This is a genomic window from Micromonospora marina (assembly GCF_900091565.1).
Lineage (GTDB): Bacteria > Actinomycetota > Actinomycetes > Mycobacteriales > Micromonosporaceae > Micromonospora > Micromonospora marina.
This window is the reverse complement of record NZ_FMCV01000002.1, coordinates 298,976-324,894: the sequence shown is the minus strand read 5'-3', so window position 1 is coordinate 324,894 and position 25,919 is coordinate 298,976. Positions and strand designations below refer to the sequence as shown.

Below are 25,919 nucleotides of genomic sequence, written 5' to 3'. Positions count from 1 at the left end.
ACGCGCGAAGGGCGGTCCCCCACCGGGGAGGCCGCCCTTCGCGTCGAGGCGTGGCTCAGTGCCGCAGCTCGGCGATGCAGCACTTCACGCTGCCACCGCCCTTCTTCAGCTCGGCCAGCTCCACCGGGACCGGGTGGTAGCCGGCCGCCTTCAACTTGCCGGCGAGCCGGGTCGCCTCGTTGTTCAGCACCACGTTGAGCCCGTCGCTGACCAGGTTGAGGCCGAACGCCAGCGCGTCCTCGTCGTCGGCGACGATCGCGTCCGGGAACAGCTGGGCCAGCACCTTCTGGCTGGCGGCGGAGAAGGCACCCGGGTAGTAGACGACGTTCTCGTCGTCGATCGAGGCCAACGCGACGTCCAGGTGGTAGAAGCGCGGGTCGACCAGGTGCAGCGAGACCACCGGCCGTCCGAGCGCCTCCTGCGCCTCGGCGTGCGCGGCCGGCTCGGTCCGGAAGCCGTACCCGGCGAGGATCAGACCGCCGTGCGCCTCCGGCAGGTACGCGAAGTCGCCCTCGCCCTCGTTGGTCTCGCTCGGCGCGATGAACCGCCAGCCGTGCTCCTCGTAGAACGCCCGATGCGCGGCGGCCTCGGCCGCCCGCTGCTCGTGCTTGAACCGGGCGCCGTAGACGGTGCCGTCGACCACGAAGGCGCCGTTCGCCGCGTAGACCATGTCCGGCAGGCCCGCCTCGGGGGTGAGCAGGTGCACCTCGTGGCCCAGCGCGACGAGCGTCTCCCGCAGCCGGTCCCACTGCTTGACGGCCAGGCCGGCGTCGACCGGCGTGGTCACGTCCATCCACGGGTTGATCGCGTACTCGACCGTGAAGTGCTCGGGCGAGCACATGAGATATGTCCGCTTTCGCGAGACTCGCTGCTGGTTCACGGTCACCAAGAGTAGGTACGGTACAACTTTGGTAACAGCCACAAGCATTGCTTCCCGGGAGCAGAACGTTGCAGATAGACGCGGTCGACCAGCGAATCATTGCGTTGCTCGTCGCGGATGCTCGCGCCTCGTACGCGGACATCGGCAGCCGGGTGTCACTCTCCGCCCCCGCAGTCAAGCGACGGGTCGACCGCCTCCGATCCGCCGGGGTGATCCGGGGATTCACCGCCGTCGTCGACCCGGCCGCGGTCGGCTGGACCACCGAGGCGTTCGTCGAGCTGTTCTGCGCCGGCCGGACCACCCCGGCGCAGATCGGCGCCGCCGCCCGCCGGCACCCCGAGGTCGTCGGCGCGTACACCGTCTCCGGCGAGGCGGACGCACTCGTGCACCTGCGCGCCGCGGACATCGCCCACCTGGAGGAAGCCCTCGAACGGCTGCGCGCCGAATCGTTCGTCACCTCGTCGCGCAGCACCATCGTGCTCTCCCGGCTGGTCGAGTCCCCCGGCGTCGGCCCGTCAACGCCTTGACCTCAACCCCGCTTCATGTCGTGCACTGACACCGTGACCGGCGAGAGGCGAGGGGGCGGCATGCGTGCGGTGTGGCTGCGGGAGTTCGGCGAACCGGAGATGCTCGTGCCCGGGACGGCGCCCGACCCGGCACCCGGACCGGGCCAGGTGCTCGTCGACGCGGCACACGCGAACATCACGTTCGTCGAGACGATGTTCCGGGCCAGCGGCTTCGGGCCGTTCGGCGCCGAACCGCCGGTGATCGGGCAGCGCTTCCCGCTGGAACGCGCCGCCGACGCGCACGCCGCGATCGAGGCCCGGGAGACAGTCGGCAAGACGCTGCTCGACGTGCGCTGATCCGGCTCAGAGGTACATGCCGGTGCGGTGCTCCTGCGCCCGGGCCGGCTTGTCGCCCTCGCCGAAGAAGCGCTTGCCGCCGAACTCGCCGTGCAGTCGGTCGTCCAGTTCGTCGGCGAGCCCGGTCATCACCTGCACCGCGAGCATCAGGTGGGTGGCCTGAAAGTTGCGGCCGAACACCGGGATCGACGCCCACACCGTGTCGTCGGCGCAGTAGAGCCGGCCGATCGGCATCCGGTTGGTCAGCTCGGAGAGCTTCACGTAGAGGCGCTCGGTCGGCTCGACCTCGGTCAGCACCGGCGAGAAGACGTCCACCAGCGGCGGATTGTCGCGTACCCGGACGAAGACCATGGCCGAACCGGCCCGGATGTTGATGTCACCGTCGGAGTCGACCTGGAGCTGGTCGGACGCGGACTTCAGCATGGTCGACACGACCGTGCGGACCCGCTCCTCCAGGGCCAGCACGTCGTTCTCGCCGGACTGCGCGGCCGCCGCCGCGGCCAGCGCCTCGTCCAGGTCGGCCTCGACGTCCCGGTCCGGGCCGAACTCGCCGCGCGCGGTACCGAGCGGCTCCACCGGCAACGCCTCGCCCTCGGCGTCGTGCACCAGGTAGACGAGGAAGGCCGGGTGCGGGGCGCCGTAGACGTCACGCAGCGTCCGGGACAGCACAGCGGCCAGCCGGGTGGCCTCGTCGGTGCCGCAGTCCAGCCCGAACTGCTCACCCGAGCCCGGCACCACACCCGGCGGCGACCAGCCGAGCGCCACCATGTCGGCCACCGCGGCCCGGTCCAGCCGGTAGCCCTGCGGCAGGGTGGCGTTGCCCACCGCGCGGGCCGAGAGGCGCCCCTCCGCGCCCGCGTCCACGCTCACCGAGTAGACGGCGTCGCCGGTGCCCGAGGCGGTCGGGTCGAGCGTGACCTCCAGGTGCCCGCCGGAGGGCAGCCCGCGCAGCCGGTCGGCGAGCGCCCGGGCGAACTCCCGCCAGGCCTCGGTGACCTTGGCCCGCAGATCAGCAGTGGTCGGCTCGTCGAGCAGGATCGACTCGTGGTGCTCCGGCGCGCTGCCGGTGGCGTGGTGCTCCGGCTTGCCGCCGGCAGGCTTGTCGACCGGCGCCGAGGGGTGGTCTGCCGTCATGATCGCCTCCGTCCGTTCCCGCCACCCTACCCACGCGCGAAGGGGACCGAATCCCGTGCGAGGCGCTAATCCCCAGGTGTGGAACCGCCCAGGTCGACGGGCCAGCAACCGGCCAGGGCGCTGAGCCGCTCGGCCGCCGCGGCCGGGTCCGCGCCGCGCCCCACCGCCAGCCCGAGCAGGTACGCCGTGACCGGCGCACCCGGCCGGACCACCTGGTGGGCCACGTCCCGGGCCACGTCGAGCACCATCGGCACGGGCACCCCCGCCGGGTCCAGGTCCAGTTCGGCGCAGACCGCAGTGACCCAGTCGTCCAGCACCGTCATCTCGTCCACTCCTCCGCCCGGCGTACGTCCTCGTCAGTGTCGCAGTCGAACCACGGTGGCGGCCCCGAGCCGGACCAGGACACCTCCCGTACGACGAGGCCGGCCAGCAGCCCGCGTACCGGCGCGCCGTCGAGCGAGCCGCCCCGCGTCACGGCGAGCCGGTCGAGGGCGGCGCGTAGGTCCGCGAACCGCCAGATCGCGCAGAGGTGCTGGCGGCGCCCGTCCCCGTCCACGTAACAGGCGAGCGCTGCGGTCTCACCCGCCAGCGCCTCCTGCCGGGCGGCGGCCGGAGCGTGTTCCGGCCCGGCCGTCGCGGCCTCCTCCTCCGGTTCGGCGGCGGACGCGTCAGTCGAGCCGTCGTCCGGTCCGGCGGCGGAGGCGTTAGTCGAGCCGTCGTCCGGTCCGGCAGTCGGGGCGGCGAGGGCGCGTCGCAGCCCGGCCACCGCTGCGGTGGTGAGCAGCGGCAGGTCGGCGGCGAGCACTGCGACTGTCGTCGTACCGGGGTCGAGCAACGCCAACCCGGCTGCTGTGGCGGCCACCGGACCGCCGCCGGGCGGCTCCTCCCGGGTCGTCCGGACTCCCTCGGGCACCGGGCCGGACGAGCCGACCACGATCCGCTGGTCCGCGTCGGCCACCGCGCCCAGCACCCGGTGCAGCATCGACCGGCCGCCGACCGCGCGGGCCGGCTTGTCCACGCCGCCCATCCGCCGGGCCGCGCCACCGGCGAGCAGGATCGCCGCGTACCCCGTCACCGCCTCACCCTAGCCACAGCCGCGACCGCCGCGTCCCGGCTCGGACCTCCGCCCGGGGTGGATGGCGGCTTTCCGACGTTGATCCACTGCTCTCCGCCGACGTGGTGGCATCCAGGGCCCTCCGATGCCGCACCTCGCCGAACTGGTGTCGATCATCGGACCTGGGCCGGACGGACCGGGCCGGGGCGGCGAGAGCGGGAAGGTGCGGGGCGAGGTGCGGGCGGCGGAGCGCCCGGGAAGGATGGCGGCATGGGACGGGCGACGGATCGGCGTGGTGTGCTGCGGATCGACCTCGACGCGGCCGCTGACGGACGGGAGCGGATCCGCCGGCAGGACACCCTGGCCGTGGAGGAGCCACTGGAGATCCGCGTCGGCACGGCCGGGCCGGGCCGACGCCGTCCGCTGGCGGTGACCATGCGTACGCCCGGCGACGACCTGGACCTGGCGATCGGATTCCTGCTCACCGAAGGGTTGATCCGGTCGGCGGAGGACGTGCACACGGCGCAGCTCTGCGCCGGGGCGGAGACCCCTAACACCTACAACGTGGTCGACGTGGTGCTCTCGCCCGGTGTGCCGGAGCCCGTGACCGACCCGGCGCGCAACTTCTACACCACCAGTTCGTGCGGCGTATGCGGCAAGGCGAGCATCGAGTCGGTGCGGACCCGCTCGCGGTTCGCGGTGCGGGACGACCCGCTGGTGGTCACCGCCGACCTGCTGGCCGGGCTACCGGACCGGCTGCGCACCGCGCAGCGCGCCTTCGACCGCACGGGCGGCCTGCACGCCGCGGGACTCTTCACCCCCGCCGGGGAGCTGGTCGTGCTCCGCGAGGACGTCGGGCGGCACAACGCGGTGGACAAGGTGCTCGGCTGGGCCACCCGGGAAGGGCGGCTGCCGCTGGCCGGACACGTGCTGCTGGTCTCCGGACGGGCCAGCTTCGAACTCACCCAGAAGGCGTGGATGGCGGGCGTGCCACTGCTCGCGGCGGTGTCCGCACCCAGCACGCTCGCTGTCGAACTGGCCGAGGAGGCCGGGATGACGCTGGTCGGCTTCCTGCGCGGACCGACCATGAACGTCTACACCGGTGCGGCGCGCGTCGGCGGCTGACCGCAGTCCTGGACGGGGCGGATCCGGCAGGCGGGTGAGCGGTCACCGGCGGGACCGGTCCGGCGGACGGGTGAGAGCGGTCACCGGCGGGGCCGACGTCGGCGGCGCCGCAGCACACCCCGCCGTCGCCGGAACCGGGCCGCCCGTCCAGCGCGGACGGCGCGACGCCCCGCCGGAGCGCCTCGTCGAGCAGCACCGCGAGCGAGTAGCCGGGGTGAGCGGACAGCACCCGTTCCAGCGCGACAGCGGCCAGTGCCCCGTGCCCCGAGCGCCACGCGGCAAACGCGAGCAGGCAGCCCGGCGCGGCGATCAGGTCCGGCTCGGCACGTCGCAGCACGTCGGTCCAGAGGCTGATGTCGGCGTCCCGGCCGTCGGTGCGGGACCAGGCGTGATCACGTACCGCCACGTGGGTGAGAAGCACTGTCAGCCAGGCCGCCTCGTCGTCGTCCAGCCGCTCGCCGCGCCGCTGGCGGCGGAAGGCGGCACGCACAGCCGCAGTGCCAGCCGTGCGCACGGCCCGCGGCTCCCCACCCGGCACGAGACCGCCGGCCAGTGCCTGCGCGTCACCGCCCGGCCCGGGATCGACGGCCGGAACCGGAAACTGCCCACCCGGCCCGGAATCGACGGCCGGAACCGGCGACTGCCCACCCGGCCCGGGGCCGTCGGCCGGCGCGCCACCGGCCGGGCTCGCGTCCGACGGAGCGGGCGGCCGTCCGGTGAGCGCGGCCAGGCGGATGCGCGCCCGACCGGTGGCGCGGCGCATGGCGAGCCGGACCGGCCCGTCGAGCGGGGACACCTGCGCCGCGAGTGCGGCCCGATCGGGCAGGGCGACCTGACCGGCGAACACGGCCGCCGCGCTGACCTGGCTGGCGGCCGGGTCGTACGGGGTGCCCTCGGGCGGGCAGCAGGACGGCTCGGTGCACAGGTACGAGAACCAGCGGCCCTCGGTGACCCGCAACGCGTCGAGCACGACCAGGCCGGTGGCGGTCAGCGCGTCGCCGATCGCGTCCACCACACCCGTCACCCGGGCGGCCGGACCGTAGCCGACGACGGTGGCGGCGTCGGCGTCCTGCCGGGCCGCCACCTGAGCCAGGTGCCGGGCCGCCGGGCCGGGGTCGGCACCCGGTGCGGGCAGGTCACCACGGGCGGCGAAGACGACGCGCCGGCCGCGTACCGCGACCACCACGACGCTGTCGGCGGGATGGAAGCCGAGCAGATAGGGCACGGCCGCGACCATGTCGGCCGGCGAACGGACGGAGAGACGCGCTGACTCGGTGGAGTTCATGCCGGGAGCGTCCGCGGTCGCGCCCCGCCGCGTCCGCCCCTGTGTACAACACGCGGTCCATCCACAGATACGGAGCGTATCCGCCCAGTTCAGCGGCGATCGGGGGCGCCGCTCGACAACCGGATGTCCGGGGTAACCGCTACCTTGCGCACATGGACCTGGCGTACCTGCGGGCACACCCGGAGCACCTGCCGACCTTCCTGACCCACCAGCGGATCCGGGAGACCCCGGTCTCCGGCGGTGACATCTGCGCCGCCTCCCGGCTCACCCTCGACGACGGGCACTCGGTGTTCGCCAAGACCTGGCCGGAACGGGCGGCGCGTCCGCTGCCGGAGGGCTTCTTCGCCGCCGAGGCGGCCGGGCTGCGCTGGCTGCGGGAGGCCGGCGCGGCGCCCGTACCGGATGTCCTCGTCGCGTTGCCCGACCTGCTGGCGCTCGACTGGGTGGAGCCCGGCGAGCCGACGCCGGAGGCCGCGGAGGCGTTCGGCCGCGACCTGGCCGGGCTGCACCAGGCCGGGGCACCCGCCTTCGGCGCGGACTGGCAGGGGTTCATCGGCGCGCTGCCGCAGGACAACACGCCCGACCCCGGCCCCTGGCCGGACTGGTTCGCCCGCCGCCGCCTGCTGCCCTACCTGCGCTTGTCGGTCGACGGCGGTGGGCTCGACGCCGCCGGGGCGGCGCTCGTCGAACAGGTCGCCGAGCGGATCGGCGAGTTCGGCGGCGACGAGCCGCCGGCCCGGCTGCACGGTGATCTCTGGCCGGGCAACCTGCTCTGGGGCGCCGACGGCCGGGTCTGGCTGGTCGATCCGGCCGCCCACGGTGGCCACCGCGAGACCGACCTGGCGCAGCTCGCGCTGTTCGGCGGTCCGCCGCACCTGGACCGGATCATGACCGCCTACCGGGAGGCGTGGCCGCTGGCGGACGGGTGGCGGGAACGGGTGCCGCTCCATCAGCTGCATCTGCTGCTCGTGCACACCGCGATCTTCGGCGCGGCGTACGCGGACGCGGTCCGCTCCACCGCCCGTGCCGCCCTCCGGTGGCCCGACCGCGCTACGGTCGACAGATGAGCGCCCCCCGGACGGCCGACGGCGGCCTCGCCGACCGGTACGGCCGTGTCGCCCGGGACCTGCGGGTCTCGCTCACCGACAAGTGCAACCTGCGCTGCACCTACTGCATGCCGGCGGAGGGCCTGCCCTGGCTGGCCGGTCCGAAACTGCTCACCGACGACGAGATCATCCGGCTGGTGGGTCTCGCGGTGGCCCGGCTCGGCATCACCGAGGTGCGCTTCACCGGCGGTGAGCCGCTGATCAGGCCGGGCCTACCGGGCATCGTGGCGGCGGTCGCCGCGCTCACGCCCCGGCCGCGCATCTCGCTGACCACGAACGGCATCGGCCTGGCCCGCATGGCGCCGGCGCTGCGTGCCGTCGGGCTGGACCGCGTCAACGTCTCGCTCGACACGCTGGACCGGGACCGGTTCACCGCGCTGACCCGCCGCGACCGGCTCGCCGAGGTGCTCGCCGGGCTGGCCGGGGCCGCGGAAGCCGGGCTGACCCCGGTGAAGATCAACTCGGTGCTCATGCGCGGCACGAACGACGACGAGGCGCCCGCGCTGCTCCGGTTCGCGCTCGTGCACGGCTACGAGCTGCGGTTCATCGAGCAGATGCCGCTCGACGCCCAGCACGGCTGGGACCGTTCGACAATGGTCACCGCCGACGAGATCCTGGCCTCCCTGCACACCGCGTTCGCGTTGACGCCGGACCCGTCCGAGCGCGGCGCGGCGCCGGCCGAAACGTGGCTGGTGGACGGCGGGCCGGCCCGGGTCGGGGTGATCGCCAGCGTGACCCGGCCGTTCTGCGGCGACTGTGACCGCACCCGGCTCACCGCCGACGGCCAGGTGCGCAACTGCCTGTTCGCCACCGAGGAGTCGGACCTGCGCGGCGCGATGCGCGACGGCGCGGACGACGAGGAGCTGGCCCGCCGCTGGCGCGCCGCGATGTGGGCCAAGCGGGCCGGGCACGGCATCGACGACCCGACGTTCCTCCAGCCCGCACGCTCGATGTCGGCGATCGGAGGCTGAGGGTGGAACTGACGGTTCGCTACTTCGCCGGTGCCCGCGCGGCCGCGGGACGCGCCGAGGAGACCGCATCCGCCGGCCGGTCCCTGGACGAACTCCTCGACGACCTGGCCGCCCGGCACGGCGAGCGCCTCGCGGTGGTGCTGAAGGCGGCGAGTTTCCTGGTCGACGGTGTGGCCTGTCATGATCGACGGGCACTGTTGCCGGCCGGGGCGACGGTGGACGTGCTGCCGCCCTTCGCGGGCGGCTGAGGGGGGCACCCGTGCTGGCCATGGCGACATTCCTGGGCTTCGTCGTGCTCGTGATCGGCCTGATCCACCTCTACCTGTGGAAGCGGCTGGTCCGGGACACCACGCGCCCCGGGCGGTGGCGCCGGGCCGGTGGGGTGGCGATCGTGGCGCTGGCGGTGCTCGTACCGGTGACCATGGCGGGCACGCGCAACGGCTGGTACTGGCTGGCCTGGCCCGGTTACCTCTGGATCGCGCTCATGTTCTACCTGCTGGTGCTGCTGCTGGTGCTGGAGGTACCGACCGCAGTGGCCCGGCTCGTGCTGCGCCGCCGGGCCCGCTCGGCGATCGCCGCCGGCCCGGAGCCCGAGCCCGTGCTCGTCGGCGCGGCTTCGGCGGAGGGTGCGGCGCCGCCGCCGGTCGACCCGGCCGACGCGCCCCCGGCCGGCACCAGCGCGCCGGACCACGACCCCTCCCGGCGGCTGCTGCTCGCCCGCGGGGCGGCGATCTTCGCCGGGCTCACCGCCGTCGGCGTCACCGGGTACGGCGTCCGCACCGCGATGGGTCCGCCGCAGCTCGACCGGGTGCAGATCCCGCTGGCGAAGCTGCCCCGCAGCATGGACGGGCTGCGCATCGCCACCGTCTCCGACATCCACCTCGGGCCGCTGCGCGGCCGGGCGCACACCGAGCGGATCGTCGCGATGATCAACCGGATGGACGCCGACCTGGTCGCCGTGGTCGGTGACCTGGTCGACGGCACGGTGGCCGAGCTGGGCGAGGCCGCCGAGCCGCTGCGCGACCTGCAGTCCCGGTACGGCAGCTTCTTCGTCACCGGCAACCACGAGTACTACTCGGGCGTCGAGGAGTGGATCCGCGAGGTGGACCGGCTCGGCCTGCGGGTGCTCCAGAACGAGCGGCAGGAGATCCAGGCCCGGGGCGGCGTACTGGACCTGGCCGGGGTGAACGACGTGAGCGCCGCCGGCACGGGGTTGGCCGCGCCCGCCGACTACGCCGCCGCCCTCGGTGACCGCGACCCGAGCCGGCCGGTGGTGCTGCTGGCGCACCAGCCGGTGGCCGCGCAGGAGGCGGCGAAGTTCGGCGTCGACCTCCAGCTCTCCGGGCACACCCACGGCGGCCAGATGGTGCCGTTCAACCTGGCGGTGAAGCTCGAACAGCCGGTGGTCTCCGGTCTCGGCGAGGTCGACGGCACGAAGGTCTACGTCACGAACGGCGCCGGTTTCTGGGGCCCGCCGGTGCGGGTGGGCGCGCCTCCCCAGGTGACGCTCGTCGAGCTGCGCACGCAATAGCGTGCATGGGCCGCCGAGTCCAGCACCGCATTGCTCAGGTCACCCGTACGCGTGGCGACGGGCGGGCGGGGGACCGGACGTGACAGGATGCGGCGTGCCTCCGTTCAGCGCCGCACCCCCCGGTGGCCTCCCGCCGTACGTCGCGGATCTGCACATCCACTCGAAGTACTCCCGCGCGTGCAGCCGCGACCTGACCCTGCCGAACCTGGCCTGGTGGGCCCGGCGCAAGGGCATCGGCGTGCTCGGCACCGGCGACTTCACCCATCCCGCCTGGTACGACCACCTGCGCGAGACGCTGCACCCGGCCGAGCCGGGCCTGTACCGGCTGTCGCCCGACGCGGAGCGGGACGTGGCCCGGCGGCTGCCGCCCCGGCTGGCCGGTGCGGCGGAGGCGGACCCGGTCCGGTTCATGCTGAGCGTGGAGATCTCCACGATCTACAAGCGCGACGACCGCACGCGTAAGGTGCACCACCTGATCTACCTGCCGGACCTGGACGCGGTGGCCCGGTTCAACACCGCGCTGGGCCGGATCGGCAACCTCGGCTCGGACGGCCGGCCGATCCTCGGGCTGGACTCCCGCGACCTGCTGGAGATCACGCTGGAGGCGAGCCCGGACGGCTATCTGGTGCCCGCGCACATCTGGACGCCCTGGTTCTCCGCGCTCGGCTCGAAGTCCGGCTTCGACGCGATCGCCGACTGCTACGCGGACCTGGCCGAGCACATCTTCGCCGTGGAGACCGGTCTGTCGTCCGACCCGGAGATGAACTGGCGGGTCGGCAGCCTGGACCGCTACCAGCTGGTGTCGAACTCGGACGCCCACTCGCCGCCCGCGCTGGCCCGGGAGGCCACGGTTCTCACCGCCGCCCGCGACTACTTCGCCATCCGTGAGGCGTTGCGTACCGGCGACGGGCTGGCGGGCACCGTCGAGTTCTTCCCGGAGGAGGGCAAGTACCACGCCGACGGGCACCGGCTGTGCGGCGTGAACTGGTCGCCGGAGCGGACCCGCGAGGCGGGCGGACGCTGCCCGGAGTGCGGCAAGCCGCTGACGGTGGGTGTGCTCAGCCGGGTCGAGGAGCTGGCGGACCGCCCGGCGGGGCACCGGCCGGCGCACGCGCGCGAGGTGACCCACCTGGTGCCGCTGGCCGAGATCCTGGGCGAGCTGAACCGGGTCGGCGCGCGGTCGAAGAAGGTCGAGGGCAAGCTCAACGAGCTGATCGCCGCGCTCGGCCCGGAGTTGGAGATCCTCACGCGTACCCCGATCTCCGAGATCAGCCGGGTCGGCGGTGAACTGCTCGCGGAGGGCATCGGCCGGCTGCGCCGCGGCGACGTGCGTCGGGTGCCGGGCTTCGACGGGGAGTACGGCGTGATCACGCTGTTCGATCCGGCGGAACTGGGCGCCGCGGGTGCCCGGGCCGGGCAGGAGACCCTGTTCGACGTACCGGTGCCCGCGCCGCGGCGACCGGCGGAGTCGGCGCCGAAGCCGAAGGCCAAGCGCCCGGCGGCGGCCCGGCCGGAGCCGAAGCGCACGCCGCCGTCCGCGCCCCCGATCGCGCCGCCGCCGTCTCCGCACGAGCCGTTCGAGCCGATGCTCGCCGGGATGGAGGAGGTCGGTACCGGTCTGCTCGACCGGCTGGACGCGATGCAGCGGGTGGCCGCGTCGGCGCCCGGTGGTCCGCTGCTGATCGTGGCCGGTCCGGGTACCGGCAAGACGCGGACGCTCACGCACCGGATCGCGTACCTCTGCGCGGAGCTGAACGTCTTCCCCGATCAGTGCCTGGCGATCACGTTCACCCGGCGGGCGGCCGAGGAGCTGCGGCACCGGCTGGACGGGCTGCTCGGCCCGGTCGCCGAGGACGTCACTGTGGGCACGTTCCACGCGCTCGGCCTGACCGTGCTGCGGGAGAACGCGGCGGCGGTCGGGCTGCCGGCGGACTTCCGGATCGCCGACGACGCCGACCGTGCGGCCGCGCGCGCCGAGGCGGGCGAGGACGACGAGCGGTACGCGGCGTTGCTGCGCAAGCGGGACCTGGTCGACCTGGACGAGCTGCTGACGCTTCCGGTGGCGCTGCTCAGGGGTGACCGGAAGCTGGTGCGCGAGTACCGCGAGCGATGGAAGTGGATCTTCGTCGACGAGTACCAGGACGTCGACGCGGTGCAGTACGAGCTGCTGCGGCTGCTCAGCCCGCCGGACGGGAACCTGTGCGCGATCGGCGACCCGGACCAGGCGATCTACTCGTTCCGGGGCGCCGACGTGGGCTACTTCCTGCGGTTCTCGCAGGACTTCGCCGACGCGCGGCTGGTCCGGCTGAACCGCAACTACCGCTCCTCGGCGCCGATCCTGGCCGCCGCCGTGCAGGCAATCGCGCCGTCGTCGCTGGTGCGCGGTCGGCGCCTCGACCCGGCCCGGCTCGACCCGGAGGCGCCGCTGGTCGGCCGGTACGCGGCGAGTTCGGTGGCCGACGAGGCCGACTTCGTGGTCCGTACCGTGGACGAGCTGGTCGGCGGGCTGTCCCACCGCTCGCTCGACTCGGGCCGGATCGACGGGCGGGCCACCTCGCTGTCCTTCTCCGACATCGCGGTGCTGTACCGCACCGACGCGCAGGCCGCGCCGATCGTGGACGCGCTGGCGCGGGCGAACATCCCGGTGCAGAAGCGCTCGCACGACCGGCTGCGCGACCGGCCCGGCGTGCCGGCCATTGCACGCGAGCTGCGCCACGCCGGTCTCGACGATTCGCTCACCGCCCGGGTACGCCAGGCCGGCCAGATCCTGGCCGAGCGCTTCGCCGTGCCCACGCTCGACGGCACCGGCGCGGTACGCCCCGAGGACGTCCGCACGGCGGTGGACCTGCTCACGCCGCTGGCCCGGCGCTGCGGCGACGACCTCGCCCTGTTCCTCAACCAGCTCGCCACCGGCGCGGAGGTGGACGCGCTCGACCCGCGCGCCGAGGCGGTCACGCTGCTCACGCTGCACGCCGCGAAGGGGCTGGAGTTCCCGGTGGTGTTCCTGGTGGGCGCCGAGGACGGCCTGTTGCCGCTGCGGTGGCCCGGCTCCGAGCCGGACGACGACGCGGTGGCCGAGGAGCGGCGGCTGTTCTTCGTCGGGCTGACCCGGGCGCAGGACCGGCTGTACGTCAGCCACGCGGGCCGCCGCGCCCGGCACGGGGCGGAACGCGACACCCGCCCGACACCGTTCCTCGACGTGATCGACCCGGCGCTGTTCGAGCGCCTGGACGCGACCGAACCCCGCCGTCCGAAGGACCACCAGCTCCGGTTGATCTGACGGCACTTCTCAGGTGAGGACGGCGGCGAGCCACGCGCCGCCGAGCAGCGCCGGGCCGAACGGCACCGGTGTGTCCCGGCGTACCCGGCCGGCGGCGAGCAGGACGAGCACCGCCACCCCGGCGAGCACGTGCGGCAGGAGCAGCCCGAGCCGCAACGCCGGCCAGCCGAGCCAGCCCAGCGGCAGCCCGAGCGCGGCGGCGAGCTTCACGTCGCCGAAGCCGAGCCGGGCGCGGGGCAGCAGCGCCAGCAGCGCGTACCCGGTGAAGGAGAGCGCGGCACCGGCCGCCGCGACGGCCAGGCGGCGCGGCTCGCCGGTCGCCGCCGTGGCAGCGGCCGGGCCGAGGCCGCCGCCGAGCGCGACCAGGCCGACGAGCGGGTCGGGCAGCCGCAGCGCTGTCACGTCGGTGACCACGAGGACCAGCCCGGCGGCGGCGACCAGCAGCAGTGCGGGCAGCGCCGGATCGGCGGGCCGGGCGGCGGCGAGCCCGCCGAACACCACGACGCCGACCAGGGCGAACGTGTATCGGCAGGGGGCGCCGCCGGCGGGACCGGTGACAACGGACCGGCCGACCGGGACCGCGGCCCACCCGACCGCCGCACCGAGCAGCGCGATTCCCGTCACCAGCAGCGCCGACACGGGCGGGACGCTACCGCCGGGCCGGTTCCCCCGCCGTCCCGCCGACGGCTGGTGGCGGGGACCGCCGGGGTCGCTCGGTGCTCACCACCAACGCCACGCCGACCACGATGACCGCGCCGCCCATCAGCACCTGCGCGGTGATCGGTTCCGCGACGAACAACGCGCCGAGCGCCACCCCGAGGAACGTCGACGGTCGGGGCCGGTCCCCGCCCGCCGTCCGCAGCAGGACCACGAGCAGCGGCACTGTGGCGACGAGCAGCGCCGCCACGCCGGAGGGTACGGCGGTCCCGGCCGGGCCGGACTCGGCGAGCACCACCAGACCGTTGCCGCCGGCCGGCAGCAGCACGCCGACGAGCGCGACGGAGCCGACACGGCGCGCGGGCACCCGCAACGCGCCGGGTCCGCGCCGCAGGCGCAGCACCACGGCGAGCACGACCGCGGCGGCGGCGAATCGCATCGCCGCGGAGACGAGTGGCGGCAGCGACTCGACAGCGACCCGGATGCCGAGGTAGGTCGAGCCCCACAGCAGGTAGACCAGCACGAGGGCGGTCCAGATCAGCGCGGTGCGGGTCGGCGGCGTCGCGGAATCGACAACGTTCGTCGCACTCTCGGGGCGTGAGCTCATCGTGGGACCGCGCTACGGTGACCACGGCGTCGGCGTCCTTAGGTGGTGGCCGGCCTCTCAGCACTGGCGTACGCAGGAGGCGTTCATGTCGAACTTCGGTCCACCGGGCGGCGGCTCTCCCGAGCCCTGGGGACGGCCCGACGACGGCTACGCCCCGCAGCCCGATCCTCGCTTCACCTCGCAGGGCGACCCGCGTTACGCCCCGCACTCCGACCCGCAGTACGGCCCGCCGACCCAGCAGTACGGCCCCGACGACCGGTACGGCCCGCCCGGCCAGCAGTACGGGCCCGCCGACCGCTACGGCCCGCCGGCCGATCAGTACGGGCCGCCGACGCAGCGCTTCGAGCCGGGACCGGCCTGGTCCCCCGGGCCGCCGCAGCAGGGCCACCCGGGTGCCCCCTACGCCGGACCGCCGCAGCAGGGCCACTTCGACGGCCCGTACGCCGGGTCGCCGTACGGCGCTGGTCAGCAGCCGTACGCCGAACCGGCGCCGCCGAAGCGCGGGAAGGGCCCGCTGCTGGTGGTCGTGATCGTGCTGGCGGTGCTGCTGCTGGGCGGCGCCGGGGCGTACTGGATGCTGGGCCGGGACGAGCAGACGCCGACCGGCGGGACGACCGCTGTCACCCCGCCGGCCGCGGATCCGAGCGAGGCGCCGCCGAGCGAGCCGGCCGACACGACGCCCACGACGGCGGCTCCGGCGTCCTCCACCGATCCGCGCTTCGTCAAGGCGGGTCAGTGCGTCGCCAACGAGGGTGGCGGCGGCCAGCCGAAGCTGGTGATCGCCGACTGCGCCCCGAAGACGTACGAGGTGCTGAGCCGCATCGACGGCGCGACGAGCGGCAAGAAGGACGCGGAGGCGAAGTGCGGGAAGGTGGCCGGTTACACCGACTGGTACTTCTTCGACAGCGAGCTGGACACGCTCGACTTCGTGCTGTGCCTGAAGCGCCGCTGACGCTCCGGAGACGCCGGTAGCCAAGACTAGGGCTGTCTAGCATTCACGCTAGACAGCCCTAGTCTTTGGTCGAGGCCGACACGCAGTAGCCGCCTCTACGCGCATCTAGCCTGGCCGCTAGAGAACCCGATACTGTGCGATTCGTGGATCCGGTCCGCAACCCGTACGCACCGGGCGCCGGCCAGCGCCCGCCCGAACTCGCCGGGCGGGGGCGGGAACTGGACGTCTTCGACGTGGTGCTGGAACGGATCGCCCGCGGCCGCCCCGAACGCAGCCTGATGCTCACCGGCCTGCGCGGAGTGGGCAAGACGGTCCTGCTCAACACGCTGCGCTCCGAGGCGATCAACCACCTCTGGGGCACCGGCAAGATCGAGGCCCGGCCGGACCAGTCACTGCGCCGGCCGATCGCGGCCGCGCTGCACATGGCGGTCCGCGAACTGGCGCCCCGGCACCGCGCCCCGGACCGGATCGACGCGTTCCTCGGCGTCCTCAAGGCGTTCGCGCAACGGTCCGTACCGACCGGGCGCGGCGGCGCGGCACCCAAGCTGCGCGACCGCTGGCAACCCGGCATCGACGTACCGGCGAGCAGCGGCCGCGCCGACTCCGGTGACATCGAGATCGACCTGGTCGAGCTGCTCAGCGACGCGGCGGGGGTCGCCACCGACGTCGGCACCGGCATCGCGATCTTCATCGACGAGATGCAGGACGTCGGCGCCGAGGACGTCTCCGCACTCTGCGCCGCCTGCCACGAGCTGTCCCAGCTCGGCGCGCCGCTCATCGTCGTGGGCGCGGGCCTGCCGCACCTGCCGGCCGTGCTCAGCGCGGCCAAGTCCTACTCCGAGCGGCTCTACCGCTACCAGCGCATCGACCGGCTCGACCGGATCGCCGCCGACCAGGCGCTCTGCGCGCCGGCCGAGCGGGAGGAGGTCGAGTACGAGCAGAAGGCCCTCGACCTGCTCTACGAGTCCTCCGGCGGCTATCCCTACTTCGTCCAGGCGTACGGGAAGGCCACCTGGGACCACGCACCCCGCTCGCCGATCACCGCGGCGGACGTCCGGGTCGCCGCGCCCGAGGCGGAGGCCGAACTGGCTGTGGGTTTCTTCGGCTCCCGGTTCGAGCGGGCCACACCCGCCGAACGCGAATACATGCGCGCGATGGCCACGCTGGCGCTGGTGGACGGCGAGGAGGGCGGCCGGGACGACATGGACGCGGCGGTGCCGACCGCCGAGATCGCCCGCGCGCTCGGCCGCAAGCCGGCCAGCCTCTCCCCGGCCCGGGACACGCTGATCAAGAAAGGGCTGATCTACTCCGGCGAGCGGGGCACCGTGGCGTTCACAGTGCCGCACTTCGGCCGCTACCTGCGCACCCAGCCCGCCTGACGGCTCCGGCAGCGTCGGCCGTGGTCGCAGGCTCAGACCCGCGACCACGGCGGCGGGAAGACCACCTCGCCGGCCGGCGGTGGCGGCTCTCCGCTCGCCGACGCCGGCAGCACCAGCGCCTGCCACGGCTCCCCCAGCCCCGACCATGGACTGGTCAGGCCCAGCCGGTCCGCCGGGCCGAACCCGAACCGGCGGTAGTAGGCCGGATCGCCCAGCACCACCACCAGGCGTTCGCCCAGCTCGGTCGCGGCCTCCAGCGCCGCCTGCACCGCCGCCGTACCGTGCCCCAGCCGCTGCCGGTGCCGCGCCACCGCAACCGGACCCAGCGCCAACGCCGGCCAGGTGCCGCGTTCGGAGCGGACGCCGACGCGCGTGAGCAGCGCGTACGCCACCACCTCGCCGCCGTACTCGGCGACCATGGCCAGCTCCGGGATCCACGCCGGGCTGTGCCGCAGCTCCTCGACCAGGCCGACCTCGGGCGGGGTCGCCACGTCGGGCCGGGCGAAGGCGGCGGCCAGCACCCGGGCCACCGGCGCCTCGTCGGCCGGGCCCTCCGGGCGCAGTCGCAGCGTCGTCACCCGCGCGACCTTACCGAACGCGACCGGTCCATCCGCGACGGTCGCTGAAATCGATACCGTTCGGACGTCCACGTCGGCCGATACCTTTCGTGTGTTGCGGGGATGACGAGGCCCCCGACGGGGTAAGACTGAGCCATGAAGCCCGTGCGCTCCCTCGCCCGAGTCATGTTGAGCGGCATCTTCGTGGTCAGCGGCGCCCGCAACCTGCGCAACCCGGAACGCCTGGTGCAGGCCGCGGAACCGGTCACCGGGAAGCTCGCCCCGATGATCCAGAACGTGCACCCCCGGATCCCCACCGACACGGTCTCACTCATCCGGGCCAACGCCGCCACCCAGCTGGTCGGCGGCCTGATGCTCGCCACCGGCCGGTTCACCCGTCCGGCCGCGCTGGTGCTCGCGGGGACGCTGGTCCCGACCACCGCCGCCGGCCACGCCTTCTGGACCAACGACGACCCGGCCGCCCGCAACAACAACCAGATCCACTTCCTGAAGAACCTCGGCCTGCTCGGTGGCCTCCTCCTCGCCGCCGCCGACACCGAGGGCAAGCCGGGCCTGCGCTGGCGCGCCGGCCACCGGATCGACCACTCGCGCCGGTCGGTCAAGCGCGCGGTCCGCACCGCCCGCCGCGAGGCGAAGATCGCCGTACGCTCGGCGGCGACAGCCCGACGCATGCCCGGCTGACCAGGCATTTCGTACGGCCACCACCCCCCGCAAGGCCACCAATCACCTGAACCGTCCGAGACCCGTTGACGCGGCGGAAATGTCGCAAACACGTGTGGGATCGGACACGGTCGCGTAACGCGGGAGGCAACAACGTGAGGCACCGTTCTAGGCTCCGTTCTGGACCTGGACGGGTACGACGATCTTGGTACGGGGGTGGCCACGCCATGCCGACGACAGTCGGTAGACGGACCAACCGCCTCGCCCCGACCTCCCGCGTCGACCGCCGGATCGTGGTACGTCTCGGCGTCGTCGCCGCCGTGTCGTACGCCGCGTGGCTCGCCATCGGCGCCTTCGGACGGCCGTACAACTTCTTCGACATGAAGATCTACCACGGCGCGGTGCTGTGGTGGGCGGGCGGCAACGAGCTGTACGACTTCGTCGCGCCGTCGACCACGCTGGGCTTCACCTACCCGCCGTTCGCCGCCCTGGTCATGCTGCCGATGTCCTGGCTACCGCTGGGCGGCGCCGGTTCCGTGAACGCGCTCGCCAGCATCGGCGCGCTCGCTGTCGTCCTCGCCGCGCTGCTACGCCCCATCGTGGACCGGCTCGGCTGGCCGCTCTGGTTCACCGTCGGCATCGCCACCCCGCTCGCCGTGGCCGTCGAGCCGTCCCGGGAGACGGTCGGCTACGGGCAGGTCAACCTGCTGCTCTTCGCGCTGGTCATGGCGGACATGGTGGGGCTGCGCTGGCGAGCCAGGCGGGGCACCCACTACGAGACGGCGGATTCGCCGCTGGCCCGGTTCCTCTACAGCGGCGCCTGGGCCGGCGTGGGCATCGGGCTCGCCACAGCGGTCAAGCTCACCCCGGCGCTGTTCGTCGCCTACCTGATGCTCACCCGGCAGTGGCGGGCCGCGCTCACCGCTGTGGGCACCACGATCGGCGTGACCATCGCGACGTTCGGCGTGCTCGGTGAGGAGTCCCGCGCGTACTTCGCCGGTGTGCTCTGGCAGACCGAGCGGGTCGGCGCGGCGGACATGACCGCCAACCAGTCCCTCGCCGGTCTGCTGGCGCGGCTGTACGACTCGATCGAGACGCCCGGCCTGCTCTGGCTGGCGTTCTCGGTGCTGATCCTGGCGCTGGGCCTGTCCCGGGCGATGAGCGCCCGCGCCGACGGCGACGAGCTGACCGCGTTCACGCTGGTCGGGCTCACCGCCAACGTGATCAGCCCGATCTCCTGGTCGCACCACCTGATCTGGGTCATCCCGGCGATCATCGTGCTGGCCGACGCCGCGGTACGCCGACGCGAAGCCAGCCGCGGCCTGCCGCCGCGCGCCACCGGCGGCCCCTCGGCCAACGGGGTGCCGGCACTGCGCCCGCCGATCTGGTATCCGACGCTGACCGGCCTCCGCCACGGCGTCGGTGCGCTCGGGCTCTACCTGCTGTTCGTGATCTCACCGATCTGGCCGTACGAGCACCAGCTTCCCGAGGTGTCCCACTACCAGGACGGCCTGTTCGGCGCCCTGATGGAGAACTCCCTGGCCATCGCGCTGATCGTGCTCGTCGCGGCGCTTCCGTGGCGTCCCGGTGCCGAACCGGCGTTCTACCACGACCGGCTGATCCGCACCGCCGCGCCCACCGCCCGGCGCTGAGCGCTCAGGGGCAGTTCACCCACTCCTCGGTGCCGTCGTCGAAGACCTGGCGCTTCCAGATCGGCAGCCGCGCCTTCACCTCGTCGACCAGCCGTGCGCAGGCGGCGAACGCGGCCGCCCGGTGCGCCGTGCTGACGGCCGCCACCAGGGCCACGTCCCCGATCTCCAGCGGGCCGATCCGGTGCGACACCGCCACCGCGTACACCTGCGGGTCGGCCGCGACCTCGGCCGCCACCTCGCGCAGCACCGCCTCGGCGGTGGGGTGGCCCTCGTACTCCAGCCGGGTGACCCCCCGCCCGTGGTCGTGGTCGCGGACCACGCCCTGGAAGGACACCACCGCGCCGGCCCGGCGATCGGCGACCGCCGCCTCGTGCGCGGCCAGGTCGAGCGCCCGGTCGGACACCGCGCCGAGCATCACACCTGATCCCAGTTTCACGACGTCTCCCGTCGGCTCGTTCGTCGCGCTCACCCCGAGCGCTCCCCGGCGGTCAGTGGCAACGGCACGAGCGGCACCCGGTCACCGGCCGCGCCGCTCGTGCCGGGCCGGATCACCGCGAACCCGTCCGCGCCGGCCAGCCCGCGCAGCATCGCCGAGCCGACGTGCCGCACCGGGTACGCGGTGCCGGCCACCCGGTCCCAGCGGGCCAGCGCCAGATGGGTGTAGTCGCCGCGCCCGGGAATCGGCTCGGCCAGTGTCACGTGCGGCAGCACCGGCATCTGCCGGCCGGTGAGACCGGCGAGCAGGGGCGCGACGAGCGACACGAGCGCCACCACCGCTGACTGCGGATTGCCGGGCAGACCGGCCACGAACCGCACCCGCCCGTCGCCGTCCACCAGCCGGGCGAGCAGCATCGGGAAACCCGGGCGCACCGCCACGGTGTTCACCACGTAGTCGGCGCCGAGCGCCTCCAGCGTCGGGTGCAGGTGGTCGACCGGGCCGTGCATGGTGCCGCCGGTCGTGCAGACCAGATCGGCGTTGGCGAGCGCACCCCGCAACGCCGCCACGTGCGCGGGCAGCGTGTCGGCGACCGGGCCGACCACGTCGGCGGCGCGCACCTGGCAGCCGTAGCGGCGCAGCCAGGCCGGCACCGACGGACCGAGCGCGTCACGGACCCGCCCGGCGCCGGGCGGACCGGAGGTGAGTAGTTCGTCGCCGAAGACCAGCAGCGCGGCCCGGGGTGGACGGCGGACCCGCAGCGTGTCGTGCCCGCAGGAGGCCGCCAGGCCGATCACCGCCGGGTCCACCGGCGTGCCCGCGGGCAGCAGTTCCTCCCCGAGGGACGCCTCCTCACCCGGCTCCCGCCACTCCGGCGCCGGGCGGGGCGAGCCGGACACCCGGCCGTCCGCCGTACGCGCCGACTCCTCGATCCGCAGGATCGCCGTCGTCCCCTCGGGAACCATCGCGCCGGTAGCGATCTCCACGGTGCTGCCGTCGGCTTCCAGCGCAGGCGCGGTCTGCCCGGCGAGCACCCGCCCGGCCACCCGCCACGGCCCCGGGCCCCGCACCGCCCAGCCGTCCACGCTGGAGGTGGGGAACGCCGGCAGGTCGGTACGCGTGGTCAGCGGCTCGGCGAGGGTGTGCCCGTCGGCCTCGGCCAGCGGACGGGCGACCGCGGGGAGCGCGGCGGACAGACCCACCGCGTACACCCGGGAGCGGGCCTCCTCCCACCCGGCCGGGGGTGGCGTGGCCGCCTCGGCAGCGGCGGTTCCGGTTTCCGTGCTCATCCGGCGAGCCTAACGCCGGGGAGCGTGCCTCGCGGGTTCAGTGGTCGCCACCGCGAAGCTGGTCGACGGCGTGCCGCAGGATCGGCCCGAGCACCGCCAGACCGTCCCGGGCACCGCCGCGCGAGCCGGGCAGGTTGACCACGAGCGTCCGGCCGGTCACCCCGGCCAGCCCACGGGACAACGCCGCCGTCGGCACGGCGTCGCGGCTGTGCGCGCGGATCGCCTCGGCGATGCCGGGGATCTCGTAGTCGAGCAGCGCGCGCGTCACGTCGGGCGTGCGATCGGTCGGTGTGATGCCGGTGCCACCGCTGGTCAGCACCACGTCGACGCCGTCGGCACGGGCCGCACGCAGGGCGTCGCCGACCGGCTCGCCGTCGGGCACCACCACCGGAGCGTCGACCTCACACCCCAGCTCGCGCAGCCCGGTCACGAGCAGCGGGCCGCTGGTGTCCTCGTACACCCCGGCGGCCGCCCGGTTGGACGCCACGATCACCCGGGCCCGGATCACGGCCGACCCTCCGGCCGGACCCACTCGCCGGTCTTGCCGCCCTCCTTGCGGAGCACCCGTACGGCGTCCACCGACGCGGCCGGGTCGACCGCCTTCACCATGTCGACCAGGGCGAGGCCGGCCACCGCCACCGCGGTCAGAGCCTCCATCTCCACGCCCGTGCGGTCGGCGGTCCTCGCGGTGGCGGTGATCTCCACCGTGTCGGCGGTGAGGTCGAGATCGACTGTGACGCCGTGCAGTGCGATCGGGTGGCAGAGCGGGATCAGGTCGGGCGTGCGCTTCGCGCCCATGATGCCGGCGATCCGGGCGACGGCGAGCGCGTCGCCCTTGGGCAGGCCGTCGCGGCGTAGCAACTCCACCACCTCGGCGGTGGTGCGGAGACGGCCGGCGGCGACCGCGAGCCGGCCCGAGACCGGCTTGGCGGAGACGTCGACCATCCGGGCCGCACCGGCCGGGTCGACGTGGGTGAGCTGCGCGGGTTCGGTCACGGCCCGACCCTATCCGCCGGGTACGACGCCGCGGGTGCCCCGGCCGGCGGCGGGGAGGAGCGTCGTGTCGGGTGCGTGTACACGACGCCCCTCCCTCACCTACCCACCGCCGATTCGCTGGGGGGAACTGACGGTGGGGGCCTCGTTCGGCCGGGTCCGCTCCGGCGGTGAACCCTCCCCGTGGCCGATGTCTGGGACGCTAACGAACGCCGCGATAAGAAATCGATAAGCCGGTTCAGGCAGGCGTCTCGGCGAGCTGTCGGCGCAGGTCGTGGCGCTCGGGCGCACCCATCCGCTCGAAGATCGCCAAAGCGCGCTGCCGGTAGCGGTCCGCTTCGGCGGCGTCCGTTCCGGCCAGATGGTCGGCCAGGGCACTCAGGGCGCGTCCCTGCTCATAGGGATGCGCAATGCGGCTGGCGAGGGCGAGGGCTTCACGGTGTGCCCGCACCGCCGCTTCGACGTCACCGGCTGCCGTAAGAGTCAGACCGAGGTCGTTCAACGCCGCCGCCTGGACATGCCGCTCGCTTGAGTCTCTCGCCAGATCGAGAGCCAGCTCGTGCTGAACCCGTGCCTCGTCGTACCGGCGCAGGTGCCGGTACGCGATACCGAGATCGTTGCGTGCTTCCGCCTCACCGAACCGATGCCCGGTCTGGCCACGCAACCGAATCGATGCAAGTAAAAGACGGATCGCCTTGCGATGGTCGCCAAGGAGGTTCTCCACCGAAGCGATATGGCCGAGCGCGTTGGCGATGTGGTACCAACTGCCCTGGCACCGGGCCAGGAAGAGGTGTTGCCGGTGCGCTTGGAGCGCTTCGGCGTAACGTCCGACGGCGGTCAGCGCGTAACCGAGGTTGGGCAGGGACAGGATCGGGTCGACGGCACCGCGCGAGTCCTCGCGAAGCAGTTGACGCCCGAGCCTCACCGATCGCTCCGGACTGCCGCTGAGCCAGTGAACGACCACGAGGTTTGCGCGGTAGCGGTGTTCGTTACGCCGATCGCCCAAGTCCCGGGAAATCGACACCGCCATTTCGAGGTGTCGCAGCGAGTCCAGATAGCTACCGGTCCGGGTGTACGCGGAGGCAAGATAGTTGTGCATGAGCGCCTGCGCCACGCGGTCACCGCTTCGCTCGGCCGCGGTCAGGCCGGCCAGATGAGTGGTGACGATGTCGGTGAAGTACCCACGCATGTAGCAGAACCGCCACATGGCCCGAGCCAGCCGCCACGCGTACCTGAAGTGCTCCTCCTGTTGAGCGAATCTGATCAGCGCGATGAGGCTGGACCGCTCCTGCTCCAGCCACTCGATGTCTGAGCGGTCCGCGTCGTTGATCAAGTCGATCCGATTGGGCGCCGCCAGGCGCAGGTGGGCATTCAGCACCTGTTGGTCTGGGGAAGTGGCTCGGACCGCTACCCGGTGAAGAGCATGATCGAGAAGACGGGCACCCGCCTCGCGACGCAGTGCGAAATCCACCGACTCACGAAGAAGCTCCACAGAATACTGACGCATCAGATCGTGCATCCGGTAGCGCCCTGGGCCGACCTCCTCGATCAGGTGCTGATCAAGAAGGTCGTCCAACACCCGTTCCGTCCGGTCTAGTGGCAGATCGGCGAGAGCGGCGGCCATACGCGCGTCGAAAGAATCGCCGGGATGGAGGCCAACCAGGCGAAACAGCCACCTTGCAGGCTCGGTCAGGTGCTCGTACGAGGCCGAGAAGGCGCCGGCAACGGTCTGCTGCTCCACCGCCAGCTGCCGCAGCACGTTGCCTCCGGACTCCAGCCGTCGAGCCAGGTCGGCGACTCGCCAGGCCGGCCGGTGGGCCAACCATCCGCCGGCCAGCCGGACGGCCAGCGGCAGATGGCCGCAACGGCGAGCCACTTCAGTCGCGGCATCCGGTTCCCTGCTGATCCGCTCCGTACCGGCGGTCTGTGCCAGGAGTTGCACTGCCTCGTCAGAGGTCATCACGGGAAGCGAGACGGGCGGACCGATGTCGCTCACCGAGAGCCGCCGGCGACTGGTCACCAGGACCGCCGATCCGGAGCCGACTGGCAGGAGCGGGCGTACCTGCTGCCCGTCGGCCGCGTTGTCGAGCACGAGGACGACGCGGCGACCTCGCAGCTCGCGTTGCCACAACTCGGCCCGTTCCTCATGATCACTGGGAATCCGGCCGGCCGGTACCTCCAGCTGGCGAAGCAACACCGTAAGGGCATCGCCCGGCTCGACCGGAGCACCCTCGGTGTGCCCCCGCAGATCGATGAAGAGTTGCCCGTCCGGGTACCGGCCGCTGAGCAGGTGCGCCAGGTGGAGCGCGAAGAGGGTCTTGCCGCTGCCCGCCATACCGTCGATCACACGTACGGTCGGCGCGTCGCCAGCCGACGCAGCGATCTCCGCCAGCATCCGCTCGACAAGCTCTCGCCGTCCGATGAACCCAGCGGTACCCCGCGGAAGGTGGTTAGGATGTGCCCGTGCGCTCGGGGTGACCGCGCCTCCCCGATCGGGACTGTCCTTCCGGACGGCGGACGGCGAGTGCCCCGCGGTCCGCCCCAGTAGCGACCTCCGCAGGCTGAGCAGTTCGGTTCCCGGCTCCACGCCGAGTTGCCGGATGAGAATCGACTCGGCCCGTTGGATGACAGCGAGCGCGCCGCCCGCGTCCCCGTCCGCCTTCAGCGCACTGGCCAGTAGCAAATGCGCCTGTTCCCGGTAGGGATGGCTGTTCACGTGGTCGGTGAGGAGCGCGATGGCTGCTCTGGTACGGCCGAGCGCGACATCGAGCCGGGCACGAAGCTCGGTCGCCGCCAGCCGCTGCTCCTCCAGTGCCGCCCGGCGCGCCGTCAGGACCGGCCCCACCCGCAGACCGGCGACCAGGGGACCGCGCCACAGACGTTCGCCATGGCTGAGCAACTCGTCAACGCGTTTGTGTTGCCCGTCCGACCAGGCCGACGCCGCCTCACCGGTCAGGTGCTCGAAACGACGAACGTCCACCCGCTCGTCGGCCACATCCAGGCGATAGCCGCCGGAGAGCCGAACCAGGATCGGGCCCTGATGTCGATCGAACGTCCGCCGAAGGTTGCCCACGTACGTCCGCACGTTCGCCAGGGCGGAGCGTGGCGGGTCGTCCGGCCACAGCTCGTCGACGAGGGTGTCGACGGTGACGAGCTGGCCGCCATGCAGCACCAGCACCGCCAGCGCTGTCTGCTGCTTGGGCGTGCCGAGTGGTAGTGAGGCAAGCCCAAGCCACACCTCCGGCGCACCCAGCAGCCGGATATCCACCACCTGTTCCCCCCGCGCCCGTGCGCCAATCGAATTCCCCGCGCCCGTGTGGACTATGCGAAATGCAGACTTACGGAAGATAGCACTCTATTCGCCACAGGAGTTCTGACGCCGGAGAGCAACGACGCTTTTTCTGTGAGTTGTCGTGGCGGATGTTACGGACGGACGAAACCGAACGACTAGAGACACCCGGTGGTGAGGGCTCGATAATCCCACTTG

24 protein-coding genes and 1 pseudogene are annotated in these 25,919 nt (G+C 73.3%); 12 read left to right on the top strand and 13 right to left on the bottom strand.

Annotation, left to right across the window (positions count from 1 at the left end):
* Positions 1–55 precede the first annotated feature (55 nt).
* The gene (gene ddaH / locus GA0070215_RS04080) at positions 56–889 is read right to left on the bottom strand and encodes a dimethylargininase (RefSeq protein WP_341844948.1); all 834 of its coding nucleotides are present in this window, start codon (positions 887–889) and stop codon (positions 56–58) included.
* A gap of 59 nt (positions 890–948) precedes the next feature.
* On the opposite strand from ddaH, the gene GA0070215_RS04075 reads away from it, so the two are divergent.
* Together GA0070215_RS04075 and GA0070215_RS04070 are read left to right on the top strand one after the other, a co-directional pair.
* Positions 949–1,407: an Lrp/AsnC family transcriptional regulator gene (locus GA0070215_RS04075; protein WP_026268389.1), complete on the top strand. Its 459-nt coding sequence runs from the start codon at positions 949–951 to the stop codon at positions 1,405–1,407.
* A gap of 60 nt (positions 1,408–1,467) precedes the next feature.
* Positions 1,468–1,743 carry a zinc-binding dehydrogenase gene (locus GA0070215_RS04070; RefSeq protein ID WP_018787476.1) on the top strand — a complete coding sequence of 92 codons (276 nt, stop codon included), beginning with the start codon at positions 1,468–1,470 and terminating at the stop codon, positions 1,741–1,743.
* Positions 1,744–1,749: 6 nt separating this feature from the next.
* Here the strand turns inward: GA0070215_RS04070 and GA0070215_RS04065 are convergent, their stop codons facing one another.
* The 3 genes from GA0070215_RS04065 to mobA all read right to left on the bottom strand — a co-directional run bounded on the left by GA0070215_RS04065 (position 1,750) and on the right by mobA (position 3,952).
* Entirely contained in the window at positions 1,750–2,877 is a 1,128-nt protein-coding gene (locus GA0070215_RS04065; RefSeq protein WP_091041881.1) for a T3SS (YopN, CesT) and YbjN peptide-binding chaperone 1, read from the bottom strand.
* Between the two features lie 65 nt (positions 2,878–2,942).
* The gene (locus GA0070215_RS04060) at positions 2,943–3,200 is read right to left on the bottom strand and encodes a DUF6457 domain-containing protein (protein ID WP_091042153.1); all 258 of its coding nucleotides are present in this window, start codon (positions 3,198–3,200) and stop codon (positions 2,943–2,945) included.
* Positions 3,197–3,952, bottom strand: coding sequence for a molybdenum cofactor guanylyltransferase (gene mobA, locus GA0070215_RS04055; protein ID WP_091041876.1), 756 nt, complete (start codon positions 3,950–3,952; stop codon positions 3,197–3,199). Before mobA ends, GA0070215_RS04060 begins: the two co-directional genes overlap by 4 nt.
* Positions 3,953–4,201: 249 nt before the next feature.
* Here mobA and fdhD point away from each other — a divergent pair, with 249 nt between their 5' ends.
* The gene (fdhD, locus tag GA0070215_RS04050) at positions 4,202–5,056 is read left to right on the top strand and encodes a formate dehydrogenase accessory sulfurtransferase FdhD (RefSeq protein WP_091041872.1); all 855 of its coding nucleotides are present in this window, start codon (positions 4,202–4,204) and stop codon (positions 5,054–5,056) included.
* Positions 5,057–5,136: 80 nt separating this feature from the next.
* Here fdhD and GA0070215_RS04045 read toward each other — a convergent pair.
* Positions 5,137–6,341: pseudogene (locus GA0070215_RS04045) on the bottom strand (DUF4192 domain-containing protein).
* 152 nt (positions 6,342–6,493) lie between these two features.
* On the opposite strand from GA0070215_RS04045, the gene GA0070215_RS04040 reads away from it, so the two are divergent.
* The 5 genes from GA0070215_RS04040 (at position 6,494) to GA0070215_RS04020 (ending at position 13,229) form a co-directional block, all read left to right on the top strand.
* Positions 6,494–7,408, top strand: a complete 915-nt coding sequence (locus tag GA0070215_RS04040) for a fructosamine kinase family protein (protein WP_018787482.1) — start codon at positions 6,494–6,496, stop codon at positions 7,406–7,408.
* Positions 7,405–8,418: a GTP 3',8-cyclase MoaA gene (gene moaA, locus GA0070215_RS04035; protein WP_091041866.1), complete on the top strand. Its 1,014-nt coding sequence runs from the start codon at positions 7,405–7,407 to the stop codon at positions 8,416–8,418. The genes GA0070215_RS04040 and moaA overlap by 4 nt, the downstream gene beginning before the upstream one ends.
* A 2-nt stretch (positions 8,419–8,420) precedes the next feature.
* The gene (locus GA0070215_RS04030) at positions 8,421–8,666 is read left to right on the top strand and encodes a MoaD/ThiS family protein (RefSeq protein WP_018787484.1); all 246 of its coding nucleotides are present in this window, start codon (positions 8,421–8,423) and stop codon (positions 8,664–8,666) included.
* Positions 8,667–8,686: 20 nt separating this feature from the next.
* Positions 8,687–9,949, top strand: a complete 1,263-nt coding sequence (locus GA0070215_RS04025; protein ID WP_036346331.1) for a metallophosphoesterase — start codon at positions 8,687–8,689, stop codon at positions 9,947–9,949.
* A 94-nt stretch (positions 9,950–10,043) separates the two neighbouring features.
* Complete coding sequence (locus GA0070215_RS04020; RefSeq protein WP_091041861.1) at positions 10,044–13,229, top strand: UvrD-helicase domain-containing protein; 3,186 nt, start codon at positions 10,044–10,046, stop codon at positions 13,227–13,229.
* Between the two features lie 9 nt (positions 13,230–13,238).
* Here GA0070215_RS04020 and GA0070215_RS04015 read toward each other — a convergent pair whose 3' ends face one another.
* Positions 13,239–13,868: a prepilin peptidase gene (locus GA0070215_RS04015; RefSeq protein WP_091041855.1), complete on the bottom strand. Its 630-nt coding sequence runs from the start codon at positions 13,866–13,868 to the stop codon at positions 13,239–13,241.
* Between the two features lie 10 nt (positions 13,869–13,878).
* On the bottom strand, positions 13,879–14,493 hold the full coding sequence (locus tag GA0070215_RS04010) for an EamA family transporter (RefSeq protein WP_244166846.1): 615 nt from the start codon (positions 14,491–14,493) through the stop codon (positions 13,879–13,881).
* Between the two features lie 85 nt (positions 14,494–14,578).
* On the opposite strand from GA0070215_RS04010, the gene GA0070215_RS04005 reads away from it, so the two are divergent.
* Together GA0070215_RS04005 and GA0070215_RS04000 are read left to right on the top strand one after the other, a co-directional pair.
* A complete protein-coding gene (locus tag GA0070215_RS04005; RefSeq protein WP_091041851.1) occupies positions 14,579–15,445 on the top strand; it encodes an LppU/SCO3897 family protein in 867 nt (288 codons plus the stop codon).
* Positions 15,446–15,588: 143 nt separating this feature from the next.
* The gene (locus GA0070215_RS04000) at positions 15,589–16,824 is read left to right on the top strand and encodes an ATP-binding protein (protein ID WP_018787490.1); all 1,236 of its coding nucleotides are present in this window, start codon (positions 15,589–15,591) and stop codon (positions 16,822–16,824) included.
* Positions 16,825–16,856: 32 nt separating this feature from the next.
* Here GA0070215_RS04000 and GA0070215_RS03995 read toward each other — a convergent pair whose 3' ends face one another.
* Positions 16,857–17,402, bottom strand: a complete 546-nt coding sequence (locus GA0070215_RS03995; protein ID WP_018787491.1) for a GNAT family N-acetyltransferase — start codon at positions 17,400–17,402, stop codon at positions 16,857–16,859.
* 135 nt (positions 17,403–17,537) lie between these two features.
* On the opposite strand from GA0070215_RS03995, the gene GA0070215_RS03990 reads away from it, so the two are divergent.
* Both GA0070215_RS03990 and GA0070215_RS03985 read left to right on the top strand, forming a co-directional pair.
* A complete protein-coding gene (locus GA0070215_RS03990; protein ID WP_018787492.1) occupies positions 17,538–18,083 on the top strand; it encodes a DoxX family protein in 546 nt (181 codons plus the stop codon).
* Between the two features lie 206 nt (positions 18,084–18,289).
* Positions 18,290–19,714, top strand: coding sequence for a glycosyltransferase 87 family protein (locus GA0070215_RS03985; protein WP_018787493.1), 1,425 nt, complete (start codon positions 18,290–18,292; stop codon positions 19,712–19,714).
* A gap of 4 nt (positions 19,715–19,718) precedes the next feature.
* Here the strand turns inward: GA0070215_RS03985 and GA0070215_RS03980 are convergent, their stop codons facing one another.
* The 5 genes from GA0070215_RS03980 to GA0070215_RS03960 form a co-directional block, all read right to left on the bottom strand.
* A complete protein-coding gene (locus tag GA0070215_RS03980) occupies positions 19,719–20,129 on the bottom strand; it encodes a molybdenum cofactor biosynthesis protein MoaE (RefSeq protein WP_018787494.1) in 411 nt (136 codons plus the stop codon).
* Positions 20,130–20,179: 50 nt separating this feature from the next.
* Positions 20,180–21,439, bottom strand: a complete 1,260-nt coding sequence (locus tag GA0070215_RS03975) for a molybdopterin molybdotransferase MoeA (protein WP_091041847.1) — start codon at positions 21,437–21,439, stop codon at positions 20,180–20,182.
* A 37-nt stretch (positions 21,440–21,476) separates the two neighbouring features.
* Entirely contained in the window at positions 21,477–21,947 is a 471-nt protein-coding gene (locus GA0070215_RS03970; RefSeq protein ID WP_026268395.1) for a MogA/MoaB family molybdenum cofactor biosynthesis protein, read from the bottom strand.
* The gene (gene moaC / locus GA0070215_RS03965; protein ID WP_018787497.1) at positions 21,944–22,435 is read right to left on the bottom strand and encodes a cyclic pyranopterin monophosphate synthase MoaC; all 492 of its coding nucleotides are present in this window, start codon (positions 22,433–22,435) and stop codon (positions 21,944–21,946) included. Before moaC ends, GA0070215_RS03970 begins: the two co-directional genes overlap by 4 nt.
* Positions 22,436–22,670: 235 nt before the next feature.
* Entirely contained in the window at positions 22,671–25,700 is a 3,030-nt protein-coding gene (locus tag GA0070215_RS03960) for an AfsR/SARP family transcriptional regulator (RefSeq protein ID WP_091042149.1), read from the bottom strand.
* Positions 25,701–25,919 lie beyond the last annotated feature (219 nt).

What these genes read in the sequence shown, in the direction of transcription:
- GA0070215_RS04070 (WP_018787476.1), top strand. Translation starts at nt 1,468, where the DNA reads ATGCGTGCGGTGTGGCTGCGGGAGTTCGGCGAACCGGAGATGCTCGTG.
- GA0070215_RS04065 (WP_091041881.1), bottom strand. Translation starts at nt 2,877, where the DNA reads ATGACGGCAGACCACCCCTCGGCGCCGGTCGACAAGCCTGCCGGCGGC.
- GA0070215_RS04060 (WP_091042153.1), bottom strand. Translation starts at nt 3,200, where the DNA reads ATGACGGTGCTGGACGACTGGGTCACTGCGGTCTGCGCCGAACTGGAC.
- fdhD (WP_091041872.1), top strand. Translation starts at nt 4,202, where the DNA reads ATGGGACGGGCGACGGATCGGCGTGGTGTGCTGCGGATCGACCTCGAC.
- GA0070215_RS04040 (WP_018787482.1), top strand. Translation starts at nt 6,494, where the DNA reads ATGGACCTGGCGTACCTGCGGGCACACCCGGAGCACCTGCCGACCTTC.
- moaA (WP_091041866.1), top strand. Translation starts at nt 7,405, where the DNA reads ATGAGCGCCCCCCGGACGGCCGACGGCGGCCTCGCCGACCGGTACGGC.
- GA0070215_RS04025 (WP_036346331.1), top strand. Translation starts at nt 8,687, where the DNA reads ATGGCGACATTCCTGGGCTTCGTCGTGCTCGTGATCGGCCTGATCCAC.
- GA0070215_RS04010 (WP_244166846.1), bottom strand. Translation starts at nt 14,493, where the DNA reads ATGAGCTCACGCCCCGAGAGTGCGACGAACGTTGTCGATTCCGCGACG.
- GA0070215_RS04005 (WP_091041851.1), top strand. Translation starts at nt 14,579, where the DNA reads ATGTCGAACTTCGGTCCACCGGGCGGCGGCTCTCCCGAGCCCTGGGGA.
- GA0070215_RS03990 (WP_018787492.1), top strand. Translation starts at nt 17,538, where the DNA reads ATGAAGCCCGTGCGCTCCCTCGCCCGAGTCATGTTGAGCGGCATCTTC.
- GA0070215_RS03985 (WP_018787493.1), top strand. Translation starts at nt 18,290, where the DNA reads ATGCCGACGACAGTCGGTAGACGGACCAACCGCCTCGCCCCGACCTCC.
- GA0070215_RS03980 (WP_018787494.1), bottom strand. Translation starts at nt 20,129, where the DNA reads ATGCTCGGCGCGGTGTCCGACCGGGCGCTCGACCTGGCCGCGCACGAG.
- GA0070215_RS03975 (WP_091041847.1), bottom strand. Translation starts at nt 21,439, where the DNA reads ATGAGCACGGAAACCGGAACCGCCGCTGCCGAGGCGGCCACGCCACCC.